Genomic DNA, 14,829 nt, shown 5'->3' with positions numbered 1-14,829 from the left:
GGTAAAAACTGGTCGAGGTACGCCAACCAAGCGTTTAAATTCAGAATCTGAAAAACGGTTTAAGTTCTGATATCTCATGAAACTTAGATTGAGGTGGTTTTTACTTTCGCAAGAGGTCTAATGTATGACAGTCCATAAACCCTGCTAAATATTAGATATTGGCGGGGTTTTTATTTTTATATTCCAGCTAGAGGTGTAAGCTATACGAGCTAAAAGATTTACCGTTCTATGCAGATGAGCTTGCAAAATTTCAGTGCGTAAGTTGTTCAGGTTTTAAGCACTATATAAGATGATGATTATTGATAAAGTCAGGATTGAGCTTAATCCACTAGACGAACTGCTTCATCATGAGAGACCTGAACTTGTATTAGGATTAGATGTGGTGGCTTGAATCAAAGCTACTGTGATGTAATTGAGCGTAAAAGTGGCTTGTTAATGAAAATAATATTTCTAATCTGTTTTTCTGTATAAGCTAATTTATTACCTGTAGGCATAAGTTTATCCTCCTAAAACTAACCAGTTATCTTTACAATTTTAAATCAAGTAAGAGAAACTTAGCAGGCATAATTCATGCTCAGGATGTATCATAGATTACTGAAAAAGAGAGATTTTTAGGCAGTATACAAATTTTGAAATAATTGAATTTTGAAAAAAATTCTACAAAGTTGCACTACTCATCAGTCTTTTAGCTATAACTCAATATCACTCTTTATTTTTAACTTATTGAAAATACATCTGTTTATATATCTATGCTCTCATTACCCATCCAACATAAACTGGCAGGATTCTACTTTTTCTACTATTCAATAGTCGGAACTTTCATGCCTTTTTGGAGCCTTTATCTTGAAGATCAGGGCTTTAATTATCAAGAAATCGGGCTTTTATCTTCCATCGCGATTGTGACACGGTTTTTTGCACCGTTTATTTGGGGATGGATTGCCGATAAATCTGGCAAAAGAATGCTGTTGGTGCGTATTGCAACCTGGATGGAGGCTTGTATTTGGTTCATGATTTTCCTGATTCCAAATACTTTCCAATCTGTCGCTTTACTCATGCTTATTTTTAGTTTTTTTCAAAATGCAATTTTAGCGCAATTTGAAGGGGTGACTTTATTCTGGTTAGGTGAAAAACGAACTCAATTGTATGGCAAAGTGAGAAAGTGGGGTTCGATCGGCTTTATTGTCGGTGTTTTTGGCATCGGCGCTTTATTGGAAGCTGTTCCAATTTCAATGTTACCGGCCATGTTGCTGTGTATTGCGTTTCTGGCTTTTATTTGGTCCTTTAGCATTAAAGAACCGACTGCAGCACCGCACGCACAGCAGCAATTAGAACCACTGTTACCGATATTAAAACGACCGGTCGTGGCTGCATTTTTTGCCATTGAATTTGTGTTGTTGTTTTCCCATGCACCATTTTATAGTTTCTATAGTAACTACTTGCATCAAGTGGGTTTTAGTACTACTGAAATCGGCTTTTTATGGTCGGTTGGCGTGATTGCTGAAATTATCATGTTCGCTTTTGCCAATATGTTCTTAACTCGATTTTCTTGGCGTAGTCTGGTTAGCCTGTGTCTGGTTCTGACCGGAGCAAGATGGATTGTGGTTGGTCTATTACCCAATTCATTTATTGCGCAGTTTTTAGCACAAACCATTCATGCTTTTAGTTTTGGCTTGTTTCATATGATTGCCATGCGCATTATTTTTCAGAATTTTTCAATGGGGCAACAAGGTCGTGGGCAAGCGATGTATAGCACCATGTGGGGTTTGGGTGTAGCTATAGGTAGTATCTTGGCAGGGAGATATTGGCAACTGATCTCTGGCGAGATGGTTTTTATTATTGCAGGGCTTTCAACTTTAGTGGGCTTGCTGTTTGTGCGATGGCTACCGAAACAGATCCAACAAGCCTAAAAGTAAAAGCCCGAATATTATGTGCCTATTTTACAATTGGATATCACTATACCGATTAAACCAAGGCTGGGCTTGTTCAAGTTGAGCTGCTAGTTGAAGTAACAAGTCTTCACGGGCAAAAGGTGCAATAAACTGTGAACCTAAAGGCAGGTTATCTTGATTCCAGTAGAGCGGAACAGACATTGCAGGAAGACCGGTAATATTGGCCAACTGGGTAAAGGGAACCCATTTTAGATTTTCTTTGACAATTTGATCGACTAATTTTCCTTGAGCCAGTAAATGGGCTTTTCGAAGTTTTAATAGGCTTTTCAAAATCGGTTTTTGCCAGTTGGGGATCTTGATTTCACCATTTTTAGGTGCGACAGTGGCGGTTGCAGGGGTTAAATATAAGTCATAGCGATCAAAAAAATGATTCATTTTCGTAGCATAAATGCCCCAGTTATTCAGGTTGTGAATATACTCGATTGCCGTGGTTTGCCCACCGAAGGCAGCAAGTGCCAGTGAATCCAGTTCAAAATCACTATCTTTTGCCTGATGTTGTTGTTTAATTTGGTCAAGGATATAAGAAAACTGACTGAACCAGGTGGTTATAAAATCTTTGGCTAAAGCCATGCCGTTAATTGGTGGCGTATCTTCCACCACAGTATGACCTAATGACTCCAATAATTTCGCTGTATGGTGAACTGCAGCAATCGCATCTTTAGAAACATGGGTGCCAATAGGTGAATGGGTACTAAAAGCGATTTTTAATTTTTTAGGCGGATGTTGCATGGCATCTAAATAGCTGCTTTGAGGATGTTCAATTTTAAACAATGAGCTATGTTCAGCGCCGTGGGTCGCATCCAGCATTGCTGCACTATCGCGTACCGTTTTTGCGAGTATGTGTTGGATAGCGGCTCCATGCATAGCTTCACTCATTTGTGGACCCCAAGGGGTACGTCCACGGCTCGGTTTTAATCCAAATAAGCCACAGTACGATGCTGGAATACGAATAGAACCACCGCCATCTCCAGCCCCGGCAATCGGAACAATCCCTGCGGCAACAGCAGATGCGGAACCACCTGAAGATCCGCCACTATTGTGTTTTAAATTCCAAGGGTTGTGACAGGTTCCCCAGGCATCAGGCTCGGTAATTCCTTTAATGCCGAATTCTGGGGTGTTGGTACGCCCAAAGGTAACAATACCTGCATTTTCCCAACGATTGACAATTTCAGAATTATGTTCAGAAATATGATTGATGCGTTTTAAGCCTTTACAGCCATATGAAGTAGGGTAGCCAGCATATTCTTGAAATAAGTCTTTCACTAAAAAAGGCACACCGGCAAAAGGACCAGTTAATTCTTGCTGAGTACGTTTCTGTGCATGGTCATGCATTGGAATAATAATGGCATTTAATTTTGGATTGGTATGGGTTGCACGTTCCAATGCTAAATTCAGTAATTCGGAAGATGAAACTTCTTTGTTTGCAACCAATTCGGCCAATCCTAACCCATCATATTGTAGATATTCAGAAAGATTCATTAAGATCCTTGTTTTGTTTTTGATATGAACTTTAGTTGTTGTAATGGATTTTATATCAAGAAGCAATACTGGCCCGATTTATCCCGAAGTTTTTGATTGATAAAGTGTTTGATCAACTTTGATAATTAGAAAAACGTTGGCTTGTTGTTGTATAGAAGGGTATTTAGATGAGCCAATCCGTGTTTACAAAGGGTAGAATAATATAGCCTAAGCGTTAAAAATTTAATTTTCTATCCAAAAAATAAAATAGCAATATTTTGATCATGAGTAAAAATATAGGATGTGGTTAGAGGTCATATGAAGTAGATCATTGTTATTCAAATTTATAATCAATAATTTAATATTCTCAAGTCACCATCTTGCTGTTTTTCAGATAAAAATGAGTGAATATATTGTTGTAATATGGTGATAAATACTGGTTTTTCATAAAAATATGCTAAGTTATAGAGAGAGAATTTTAGCCTTGAACTTCTGTATGAAAAACGCATATCTAACAATTTTACTTATATTATGCTCATCCGTAACGATGGCAAATGACAATAAAGCAGTTGTGGCAACAGAAGCTGACGCAACTGAAACAGAAAGTTCAAATACTATTCGTGTCATAACTCGTCCCGAAATTGTGGGTTTATGGGGAATGCAAGTTGCCAATAATAAAAAATGTATTGAATATTATAATTTTAAAAGTAATAACAATGTCATTATAAAAAGTGGGCAAGAGTGGTCATCAGGTATTTATGACTATCAGCAATCCCAGGAGGAACGTACTTTGTTACCTGCACTGGTTTTGCAGGTAAAGTATGACAATAATGAAAAAGATTGCTCGGGTCTTCAAGAAGATCAAACAGGCGAGATTTCCCAGTATTTTGTGCAGTGGAAAAATCCATCGACCATTAACTTTTGTAGTAATGAAAAAGCAGAACAATGTTTTGCGACATTACGCCGTGTTTTACCTTAATCGCTAAAAATCAAGTTATAAAATTCAGATATAAAAAAACCGCTCTTAATGAGCGGTTTTTTTATTTAAGAAGTCCGCATTAAGAAGCTTCTTTTTGCTGACCTTCTAATTTTTGCAGCAAATGCTTTTCAAGATAATGAATATCCATAGCTTGATCGCAGAAATTCTCATCTTCCAGAATTAAATCCCTATGTAAAGGAATATTGGTCTTAACTCCAGTTAAGATCATTTCTTCTAATGCTTGTTTCATACGCGCAATACAAGTTTTACGATCTTTACCATGTGCAATGAGTTTTGCAATCATTGAGTCATAGTAAGGTGGAATGCTATAGCCTTGATAGATATGCGAATCTAAGCGAATACCCGCACCACCTGGAGCATAATAATGCTCAATTTTCCCAGGAGATGGCAGGAAGTTGCTTGGATCTTCCGCATTAATACGGCATTCCATCGCATGACCATGACATTCAACATCAGCTTGTTCAATGTTAAGACCCAGACCGCCCGCAATCAGCAGTTGCTGTTCAATAATGTCGATACCAGTCACCATTTCTGTTACTGGATGCTCAACCTGAACACGGGTATTCATTTCAATGAAGAAGAATTCATCATCTTCAAACAAGAACTCGAATGTACCAGCACCACGGTATTGCATAAGTTTACACGCATTGACACATGCTTCTAAAATATCAGCGCGTGCCTGTTCCGGTAAGCCTGGAGCAGGTGCTTCTTCTAATACTTTTTGATGGCGACGTTGTAAAGAACAGTCGCGATCGTACAAGTGAATTGCATGACCATTACCATCTGCCAAAACCTGCACTTCAACATGGCGAGGTTTTTGCAGGAAACGTTCCATATAGACGGTATCATCACCGAACCACATTTCTGCATCACGCTGGGCAGCCTGAACGGATTCAAGCAAGGTATCGACGCGTTCAACAATACGCATACCACGACCACCACCACCTGATGCCGCTTTAACAATCAGCGGAAAGCCAATTTCTTTTGCTTCAGCAAGGGCATTGTGAATGGTTACAGCATGGTCACAACCTGGAACGGTTGGTACACCAGCTTTTTTCATTGCAATAATGGCAGAAACTTTGTTCCCCATTAAGCGAATATGTTCTGGACGTGGGCCAATGAAGATAAAACCGGAATTTTCGACAATTTCCGCAAATTCGGCATTTTCAGACAAGAAGCCATAACCCGGATGGATGGCATCTGCACCAGTGATTTCAGCAGCAGTAATAATGGCTGGAATATTCAAATAGCTTTCACTACTTGCACCCGGACCAATACACACTGCTTCATCCACAAAGCGAAGGTGCATGAGGTCTTTATCGGCATCGGAATAAATACCAACCGTTTTAATTCCTAAAGTTTTGCAAGCGCGGGTGATGCGTAAAGCAATTTCACCACGGTTTGCAATTAACACCTTTTGCAACATTATAAATCCCCGTGGTTTTACGCGCGATAGCGGAAAAGTGGTTGACCAAACTGAATGACTTCACCATTTTTAACCAGAATTTCTTCAACCACACCGCTTTGAGTTGCTTCAATCGGGTTCATGATTTTCATGGCTTCAATGATGCCTAAAGTGTCGCCTGCAGAGATGGTTTGACCCACTTTAACAAATGGTGCTTCGCCAGGGCTTTGTGCAGCATAGAACACACCAACCATTGGTGAAGTTTCTACAGCGCCACGTGGCGTTTTTGCAACAGGTGCTGCTACAGCAGTAGGCATGGTTGGAACACCTGCTGCAACCACTGGATTGCGACGAGTTAAGGCGATGGATTGATCACCCTCTTTAACTTCTATCGCTTGTAAGTCAGATTCAATCATCAGGTCGATGAGTTTCTTGATTTTACGGATATCCATGAGACAGTATTCCTAATTATGATTGCGTAGAAAGTTGAATTTTTTCGATGGCATAATCCAGTGCTGCGGCATAGCCTTGAGCACCTAAACCGCAAATTACGCCAACGGCTTTATCGGATAAATATGAATGATGTCTAAATGCTTCACGAGCATGCACATTCGACAAATGAACCTCAATAAAAGGGATTGCGACACCAAGAAGGGCATCGCGTACTGCAACAGAAGTATGTGTCAATGCTGCAGGATTAATAATGATGAACTGTACGCCTTCTTGCTGGGCTTGATGAATTCGGTCTACAATTGCACCTTCCCAGTTACTTTGGAAAGTGTCTAACGAAAGAGATGAATTTTGAGCTTGAGCGATGAGCTTCTTGTTAATATCTTCTAGGGTGAGATACCCGTAAACTTCAGGTTCTCGCTTTCCTAACAAATTTAGATTCGGTCCATGAATAACCAAAATGGTCGAGCTCATTCAGCTTGCTCCAATTATAAGTTTGCAATTTTACCTTGCAAGATGTCAGCAAAGTTTGCGTATTATGGCATATATTTCCACATTCTTATTATGAACTGTTTGAATCAATGCGGAAGCTATGTGTCAAAACTGAGCTATATAATGGAAACTTTGCAAGGAATTGGCAATGTTAAAAAATGACATTTTTTATAATTATTACTATTTTTTACATTGTAAACTGAATTGACCAAAACAGCTCATTTATTTCATTTATTTTCTGTAACAGCCATTGCTGAATCATGAATGGTCAGAAGTTCTTGCCAACAGGTCGTGTAACGTGGAGACCGGTGATGTTGTTTCATTTGCCATGCTTGACTGGCGGAATGGTAACCGACTTGTATGCAATCGGCGCCGTAGCGTTGCTTCATTTCTAATAAGGTTTGCATCAAATTATCACGCTGTTGAATCAGTTCTAATGGCTGCCATAAGTCATGAATATGCTGTTGTTTGGAATGCAGTGCAGTAAGCATAACTTCAACTTTGATATACTTTTTATTTTCTTTAAATAAAACATCTATTTGCTTTAAGGCTGCGTGATTTAAAGTGAGTAAATCATCAGTTGCATATTCCAGACCTAATGCATGGGAAGTGCTCTTTTTATAGGGTGGGTTGGGTATTTTTTCATACAGCGCAACATGCATACACGCACAAAGTTGCTGTTGTGCGGTTAAGCGTTTATAGGCACGGTTTACATGGAAAGTAACAGCTTGTTTTATGATGGACTTTTCGCTTAAAGCTGAAGCAAAGCTGCGGGAGGACAGGATTCTTTTTGAAGGGATTGCAGGGTCATCCAGGGCAATACAGGATTGACCTTTTAGCTCACGAATGGTGCGTGCAATGACCACCGAGAACTGCTTGGCCAGATGAGGTTCATTGGCAAAAGTTAAGTCATAGCTATTATAAATTTCATAATCTTGAAGTTGTTTGCTGATTTTGCGACCAATACCCCAAACATCTGCTACAGGTGTTTCTTGAAGCAAGCTCTCATAACTGCATAAATCTAAATTAGGTAAAAAGCACAGTGACTTAAAACCGGTTCTTTTTTTCGCAAAATGATTCGCCAGTTTTGCTTGGGTTTTGGTCGCGCCAACTCCAATACAACAGGGTAGGCCAATCCATTGATCAATGGTTCGAATCAAATCACGGCAATATTGTTCAATATCCAGATTTTTCGCATAAGGCGTTAACCGGATAAAGCATTCATCTATTGAATAAGGTTCCAGATCATCTATATGGAAGTATTGCTCCAGGATTAAAAAGAAGCGCCGTGACATATCTCCATATAAAGCATAATTACTTGAAAATACTTTTACACCCGCCTGCAAAGCCTCTTTCTCAATTTCGTACCATGGAATCGCCATGCCAATGTTTAAAGCCTTGGCTTCATTACTGCGGGAAACCACACAACCATCGTTGTTGGAAAGTACAACCACAGGTTTTCCATTCAGCTGCGGATTAAATACACGTTCACAGCTCACATAGCAGTTATTAATATCTATTAAAGCAAACAGTTGTTGTTTCATTATTTTTAATCTTGATTTTGTAACGTTATCAAGTTGAGAATAAAGCGATGTTTAAAAAAACTCAAATTAAAAAATTGTGAATAATCAATAGGGCATCAGATGAGGAGGTTTAACCTCGTGTAAGCTTCAGTGTAATTCCGGTTAATAGCGTAAAACCAGGCAAGGGTTACTTACTACAAATCAATAGATTAATATTTTGAATATTACAATGAATTAAGTCGATACAGTTTGGGGGTTGGTGAAACGGAAATATCCTTTAGATTAGTAAGAGTCGTAATTAGTACGGCATATCCCTAACAATTAAAGGATGGATATGAAAATGGCTAATCAACAACCGAATCAACAAAACGAAAATCAACGTCAACAACAGCAACACAACCCACAAAGTGACAAACAGCAACAACAGCAACAAAGTGGTAAGCAACAACAGCAACAACCTAATCAACAGCAGCAAAAAAATCCTCAGCAACGCTAAGGTTTAAACAAAAAGCCCCAAGATCATCTTGGGGCTTTTGTCTATCTGTAAATGTTTGCTGCTTTGCGGCAATGAAACACTGACTATTTTACTAGAGTCCTTAATTGATAAAGAAAAAGACCGGTTTTTATTGCACTTATATAATTTTATTAGCGTAATTTTTTTAAAATACAGGTCACTACTCCCCAAATAATTAATTGATCTTCACTATGTAAATAAATATCCGGATATTCTGGATTTTCTGCTTTTAACCAGATCTTAGCTGGAGCATTGTTTTGTTTTTCTTTCATCAGTCGTTTCACGGTGAACTCATTATTGATTAAAGCTAAAACGATATCGCCGTGTTCCGCATTTAAGCTGCGATCAATTAGAATCTGGTCGTCTATATCTATACCTGCATTTTTCATCGACAAAGAATTCACCCGCAATACAAATGTACTGAGTGGGTTATAAATCAAATATTCATTTAAGTCGATAAAGTCTTCTGTGTAATCTTGAGCAGGAGACGGAAAACCTGCGGCGACCGATTCAAGGGGATAGGGAATATCTAATTGTGTTCGAATTTGAATTGGATGCAGTTCAATGTTCTTCATGCGATCATCTTCAGGTTTTGGCTGTAGCCATGCTTTAATTTCCAGCACTTTAGACTCTGGTACACGCATAACCACCGTTTTTTCTTGATAGTGGGTTTTTCGCCCTGCATTTTTACGTCTGCCGCCGTGACTATGTTCTATTATCTTTTGATCTTTAAGTTTCATTATTGTTTCTTGAATTTGTAACTTTTTCAAGCTTAGCAAAAAACACTGAAAATAAAAAGATTGCCTACATATTTATGATCTAGGATAAAATGCACTATTCCGCTCAATTTACCAAGGTATAAGCCATGAACCAGAAATCTCCCTTAGAAGAATTAATCGCAGAACAAAAGCTATTGTGTGAGGAATTTGATTCTGCTTATATCAAAGTGAGTGGTGATGATATTGTTGCAGTTGCTGTAGAGACATTAAATCAAGAACCGATTGTCGGGATTCGTAAAAAGCCTGAAACAGAAGAAAATGTTGCTTGGTTTATCTATGGTGGAGAACTGGGTGAGGGTCAAGATTTTTTTCAAACCATGACTGTTCGAGAGTTACAGGATATTTTGCCTGAAGTACTTCCGTACCTAGCTTTGGCTGAAGGTTTCCGCTTTATGATTGATCGTGAAGATTATGAAGATGTATGGAAAGAAGACTAACCTTAAGTTTAAATAAAAGTAAGCTGTTCTCATTGATGATATGAGCCACTGCATAAGTGGCTTTTATTTTTTAAGTATCTGGATCTGAAAGTCACAATGTTTAAAATATGGATTAAGACTTTAATAAACACTTCTGGAATGATTAAAGCGATTCTAATAAGTCCCTTAATCGCTTTGACGGAAACAACGTGATTAAATTTTGAATCCATCTACTCAAGCGTTACATTTCTATGTTGGTGTATAAATAGACAATTATTTGTACTATGTTAATATGAGATAGAAATATACCTTGTGTAACGGGAGTTGTTCCATGACAGCTTATACCATCATGAAAGCAGGCAAATATGAGGATGATATGATTCCTAAACTTGCTATACATGCATTCCGTCATGCCTTTGATAAAGCATGTTCGGTAGCGACGGTCGTTTACGCAAAAGAACAGCAACTGGTACAACGCGAAGTCAATGGACAAGAAACCGTGATTCATGACTTATCTCAGGCTTATGTGAGCGTTGATCATCTTCCTAAAGTTTTAAAACGCAAGAGAAAACAAGAGGCAGCTGTATAACTGAATGCCTCAACCAAGAATAAGGATGTTTGCCGGTCCCAATGGATCTGGAAAGAGTACAGTCAAAGAATATTTATTGCCCCATCATATTGGGGCTTATTTAAATGCCGATGAATTAGAACAAAACCTTAAGGATAGCTATCAACTAGATTTGATGGCTTATCATCCTGATTTAAAAGCACAAGCTTTAATTGATTTCCTAAAACAGAAAAAACGTCCGAATGCTGGACAGTTGATTCCTTTACTCACAACTGAGCCTATTTTATTAGATGGTGGGAACATTCTGTTTGATACTTCGGAAATTGATTCCTATCTCTGTGCACGTATTATTGATTATATTCGTCTGGAATTTTTACGCTTAAAGATCAGTTTTACTTTTGAAACGGTGATGTCGCATATTTCTAAAGTGGAATTTCTACAAGAAGCCAAACGACAGGGTTTTAAAACCTATTTGTACTATGTGTCGACTGTTGATCCGATGATTAATATTGCCCGAGTTAAATATCGGGTCAGTGTGGGTGGACATCCTGTACCGGAACAAAAGATTGTTGAACACTATTACCGTAGTATGGACTTACTCATGCAGGCTGTAGATGCTAGTGATCGAACCTATTTGTTTGACAACTCTTCCAATGGTGAAAAGGCAGCGTTTATTGCAGAAATTCAATCTGCAGAAACTTTAAAAATGAATCCTGATGTTCAGCAATTGCCATGGTGGTTTGCAGAAAAAGTCCTTAAGGATTTCACAGAAGAATAAAAATCTTTAAAGATCATCTCTAAAAAATAACATTTTGTATATTATAAAATGTGGTTTATAAAACTGAATAATAGCTATGAAATCAATAACAAAGGCTTAGATAAAAATGGAAAATATTCGACCTTCTGAAAAAATAGAAACAAAAGATGTAGATCTTGATGTACCAGAGATTGAGCAAGAGCAACAAGACAAGAATAACAATACAAATGTGACTTCAGGATTAGATATATTTGATTTGGCAGCAGAAGTAGGCAGTGATTTAATTGATGCATTAGGAGACGTTGGGATCAGTCTGGATTTCTAAAAGGTCTACAATAAATTAAACAAGATTTAACCATACTTTATATTACTACACCGTGTAAGACGGATATCGATAGTGTTTTGGATTATGGCGCCGTCAGCCACGACTACACAAGCAGATTTAATTATTGAGTATACTTATCAAAATAGCCTAAGCTTAGAATTAGGTTTTAGAAACCCATGTCCATGCAGACCATCTCACAGTATTGCAGTATTTAAAAGAAAAATAAGGTGGCAAAATCGCAATAAGCAATAAGATTAGCATTGTGCAGGAAACATTTTGTTTAATTTATAACTTATATATCAAGTGCTTAGATGCATATAAATTATTTGATCATTTATTTGAAAGATGGCGAAATTTTAAAATTGGTGAATTGGCAGCCTATAATATCCCAACGCCAGAGCATACATCTGCTTGTCTAAGCTATGTGATTGGTGATGCGGTATGTCGGGGGGGCATCTTATTTATCCTGGACTAGGGCAGTGCTGCTGATTTAGTTGCTTCATTCAAAAAGCTTTATCACTTAGATGAAAATATCCAGGTTTTCTTCTGTCATGATTATTTACTCAAAGAGCGTCAGGAATATTGCTGTGAAAGCAGTATTGCCGAGCAAAAAAATACCAATATTCACCTTATGAGAGTACATCAAAAGCCGAATTCATTGAGATACGAAACCGCCGTGATGCCACTTTGTCTATGCCTAAACTGATTTTAACTGCAATCCAGATCAATATGAGAGGCGGGATATTTCCAGAAGCTGAAACAAATGGCATTTACTATCTAAAATTGCCCTTAAATTATTTCAAATAGCCAATTTTATAATAGCAAGACAACAGGAAAGGCCTAAATATATAACCAAGGATCAATCCTGTAAGATTAAAAGTATAAATATATGTTTTTAAATGTATTATTTTGAATTTAACCGCATGTATTTCTTGGTTTTAAAAATTATCTAAAGTGAATGATCTTGTCGAGGAGGAATCTTTTTTATAACCTTAAAATAGCCTAAGCAAAAAATACATTTTTTTAAAATGGCAATTGATTAAATATCCATTATCAATAAACATATCTTCATCTAAAAAAGTAATGAAAGAAATTCATGATTCTCAATCATCAAATGTACCTTAATGAAAATCCTACAGAAAAAACACCGCTGGTATTTATTCATGGTCTTTTTGGCAGTTTAAGTAATTTGGGTATGCTGGCACGCGCATATTATGAGTCACATTCAGTGATTCAAATTGATGTCCGTAATCATGGACATTCAGCGCATTCACTCGAAATGAATTATGCTGTGATGGCACAAGATATTCTGGAAACACTGGATGATTTGAATATCCAAAAATTCTCTGTAATTGGTCATTCGATGGGTGGAAAAATTGCCATGCAATTGGCGAATAGCGCAGGGGAGCGTTTGGAACAATTGGTCGTTCTGGATATGGCGCCCTTTGCATATCAAGAAAGTCATCACGATCAAATTTTTAAAGCCTTATTTGCGGTACAAAATGCGCAGATTGAAAGTCGACAACAAGCGATGCAGATCATGCGTGAATATTTGCGTGAAGAAATGGTCATTCAATTTTTAATGAAATCCTTTAACAAGGGGCAATGGCTATTTAATGTTGAAGCCTTATTCAACCATTATCCGGATATTATCGATTGGGATGTGATTCAGCCTTGGCAAAAAGAAGCATTGTTTATTCGTGGCGGTAAATCTGCATATATAAGTAAAGATGAACATTTTGCTGCGATCCAGCAGCAATTTCCCCATGCCAGAATTATAGTGATAGAAGATGCTGGTCATTGGTTACATGCAGAGAAAACCCAACAAGTCATTGATGAAATGAATAAATACCTACACTAGTTTCAAATATCAAAAGTAGCAGCTGAATTAAATTTAGCTGCTACTATAATCAATTAATTTATATTATTGGCTAGCAGTTGACCTTCAGAGGTGTATTCATTGGAATCTTACACCGTGATTCACCTGTATTATTGGTTGGATTACAAGGTGCTGATATTATTGCATTAAGTGAAATTTTTAATCAAAAAATGGATTCAGAACATTGGGTTTCATTGATAAAAGCAAACTGGATTGATCCTTATTTAGAACAAAATGCCGGTTTAGCAACTTTAGAACAATCTTTAAGTGAGCGCCAATTCAGCTTAAGTCAAGGTATGAAATTATTTAAACAAACATTTATTAATGAATAAAAATCATGAAAAAACAAATAATTAAAAGTATTTTTTATATCGCTTTTTTTATATCTAGTGTCCCAGTCTTACTTATGCAGAACCGATTGTAGTTGAAGGTGCTGTACCCAATGAAGCGAGTAAACAAGCGATTTTGAATAAAATGTATGCTGTTTACGGTGTAGATCAAGTGGTTGATAAAATTCAGGTTCGTGCTATATCTGCACCAAATGGCTGGAGTGATTCAGTTATTAAAGTCATTACGCCAGAGTTAAAAAAAATTAAACAAGGAAAATTGTCTGCACGTGGTAGACAGGTTGAATTAGCTGGAAAAATATCAAATCAAAATGATATCCAGCCAACCACAGAAAATTTTCAAAGTTTGGTTCAAGCACCATATCGTTTAAATGTGCAATTAACAGTAAATCAGGCAGAACAGAGAATTATTGATGAGGCGTTAAAAAACCGAATTATTGAGTTTGAATCTGGAAGTGCGATATTGGCCGAATCGGGCATCAAAATTTTGGATGAAATGGCCGTTGCATTAAACAAGGTTGCTGGGAAGAAAGTAAAAATTATTGGTCATACGGATAGTTCAGGTGATCCAGCTAAAAATTTAGCTTTAAGCCATGAACGTGCAGTTGCTGTAAAAAATTATTTAATTGGAAAAAATATTCCAACAAATAGTTTAAGTGTTGAAGGTCTAGGTTCAAACAAGCCTATTGCAGATAACACAACAGTCCGAAGGTCGAAAGAAAAACCGTTGAATCGAATTCGAGGTTCTATAAGCTATTTATAAAAAGCCACATAACTATAACTGTAGCTTTTTATAAATAGCTTATTGTTATTCCCAAGTAGAAATGTCCTACCTAATAACCAATGAACCGTACCGGGTTTGTCGGAGACCAACTTTCTTGAGAGAATGTCCCAATGACAAAACCAAAATATACTCCTGAAATCAGAGAAAGAGCGGTTCAATTATTGATTGAATCTGAAAAAGATT

The 14,829-nt window shown here is 37.4% G+C and carries 14 protein-coding genes and 3 pseudogenes; 11 read left to right on the top strand and 6 right to left on the bottom strand.

Annotated elements, in window-relative coordinates; translation table 11 throughout:
• Positions 1-749: 749 nt before the first annotated feature.
• Complete coding sequence (locus HLH16_RS15150; RefSeq protein WP_171529937.1) at positions 750-1,907, top strand: MFS transporter; 1,158 nt, start codon at positions 750-752, stop codon at positions 1,905-1,907.
• Positions 1,908-1,937: 30 nt separating this feature from the next.
• On the opposite strand, the gene HLH16_RS15145 is transcribed toward HLH16_RS15150, so the two are convergent.
• Complete coding sequence (locus HLH16_RS15145; RefSeq protein WP_171529936.1) at positions 1,938-3,428, bottom strand: amidase; 1,491 nt, start codon at positions 3,426-3,428, stop codon at positions 1,938-1,940.
• 475 nt (positions 3,429-3,903) lie between these two features.
• On the opposite strand from HLH16_RS15145, the gene HLH16_RS15140 reads away from it, so the two are divergent.
• Positions 3,904-4,386, top strand: coding sequence for a hypothetical protein (locus HLH16_RS15140; RefSeq protein WP_171529935.1), 483 nt, complete (start codon positions 3,904-3,906; stop codon positions 4,384-4,386).
• Between the two features lie 79 nt (positions 4,387-4,465).
• Here HLH16_RS15140 and accC read toward each other — a convergent pair whose 3' ends face one another.
• The 4 genes from accC to HLH16_RS15120 form a co-directional block, all read right to left on the bottom strand.
• Positions 4,466-5,833 carry an acetyl-CoA carboxylase biotin carboxylase subunit gene (gene accC / locus HLH16_RS15135; protein WP_171529934.1) on the bottom strand — a complete coding sequence of 456 codons (1,368 nt, stop codon included), beginning with the start codon at positions 5,831-5,833 and terminating at the stop codon, positions 4,466-4,468.
• Between the two features lie 17 nt (positions 5,834-5,850).
• Positions 5,851-6,264, bottom strand: coding sequence for an acetyl-CoA carboxylase biotin carboxyl carrier protein (locus HLH16_RS15130; RefSeq protein ID WP_131292152.1), 414 nt, complete (start codon positions 6,262-6,264; stop codon positions 5,851-5,853).
• Between the two features lie 16 nt (positions 6,265-6,280).
• Positions 6,281-6,736 (bottom strand): type II 3-dehydroquinate dehydratase, encoded by a 456-nt coding sequence (gene aroQ / locus HLH16_RS15125; RefSeq protein WP_067724286.1) that lies wholly within the window; start codon positions 6,734-6,736, stop codon positions 6,281-6,283.
• Between the two features lie 245 nt (positions 6,737-6,981).
• Positions 6,982-8,298, bottom strand: a complete 1,317-nt coding sequence (locus HLH16_RS15120) for a Y-family DNA polymerase (protein WP_171529933.1) — start codon at positions 8,296-8,298, stop codon at positions 6,982-6,984.
• 319 nt (positions 8,299-8,617) lie between these two features.
• On the opposite strand from HLH16_RS15120, the gene HLH16_RS15115 reads away from it, so the two are divergent.
• Positions 8,618-8,773: a hypothetical protein gene (locus HLH16_RS15115; RefSeq protein WP_171529932.1), complete on the top strand. Its 156-nt coding sequence runs from the start codon at positions 8,618-8,620 to the stop codon at positions 8,771-8,773.
• Positions 8,774-8,922: 149 nt separating this feature from the next.
• Here HLH16_RS15115 and HLH16_RS15110 read toward each other — a convergent pair whose 3' ends face one another.
• Positions 8,923-9,531, bottom strand: a complete 609-nt coding sequence (locus tag HLH16_RS15110; protein ID WP_171529931.1) for a LexA family protein — start codon at positions 9,529-9,531, stop codon at positions 8,923-8,925.
• A gap of 125 nt (positions 9,532-9,656) precedes the next feature.
• Here HLH16_RS15110 and HLH16_RS15105 point away from each other — a divergent pair, with 125 nt between their 5' ends.
• From HLH16_RS15105 to HLH16_RS15075, 8 genes and pseudogenes are all read left to right on the top strand, one after another.
• The gene (locus tag HLH16_RS15105) at positions 9,657-10,007 is read left to right on the top strand and encodes an immunity protein Imm33 domain-containing protein (RefSeq protein WP_171529930.1); all 351 of its coding nucleotides are present in this window, start codon (positions 9,657-9,659) and stop codon (positions 10,005-10,007) included.
• 310 nt (positions 10,008-10,317) lie between these two features.
• A complete protein-coding gene (locus HLH16_RS15100; RefSeq protein WP_171529929.1) occupies positions 10,318-10,575 on the top strand; it encodes a hypothetical protein in 258 nt (85 codons plus the stop codon).
• Between the two features lie 25 nt (positions 10,576-10,600).
• Positions 10,601-11,332 carry an ATPase gene (locus HLH16_RS15095; RefSeq protein ID WP_502707655.1) on the top strand — a complete coding sequence of 244 codons (732 nt, stop codon included), beginning with the start codon at positions 10,601-10,603 and terminating at the stop codon, positions 11,330-11,332.
• 106 nt (positions 11,333-11,438) lie between these two features.
• Positions 11,439-11,636: a hypothetical protein gene (locus tag HLH16_RS15090; protein WP_171529927.1), complete on the top strand. Its 198-nt coding sequence runs from the start codon at positions 11,439-11,441 to the stop codon at positions 11,634-11,636.
• Positions 11,637-11,650: 14 nt separating this feature from the next.
• Positions 11,651-12,443: pseudogene (locus HLH16_RS15815) on the top strand (MBL fold metallo-hydrolase).
• 289 nt (positions 12,444-12,732) lie between these two features.
• Entirely contained in the window at positions 12,733-13,497 is a 765-nt protein-coding gene (locus HLH16_RS15085; RefSeq protein WP_171529926.1) for an alpha/beta fold hydrolase, read from the top strand.
• Between the two features lie 92 nt (positions 13,498-13,589).
• Positions 13,590-13,847 (top strand): annotated as a pseudogene (locus tag HLH16_RS15080) (type VI secretion system-associated protein TagF); the annotation flags it as partial.
• 85 nt (positions 13,848-13,932) lie between these two features.
• A pseudogene (locus HLH16_RS15075) lies at positions 13,933-14,593 on the top strand (OmpA family protein).
• Positions 14,594-14,829 lie beyond the last annotated feature (236 nt).

It is taken from the genome of Acinetobacter sp. ANC 5378 (genome assembly GCF_013004315.1).
GTDB lineage: Bacteria > Pseudomonadota > Gammaproteobacteria > Pseudomonadales > Moraxellaceae > Acinetobacter.
Note: the sequence above shows the minus strand (reverse complement) of the source record. Positions and strands in the feature narration are given on the sequence as shown.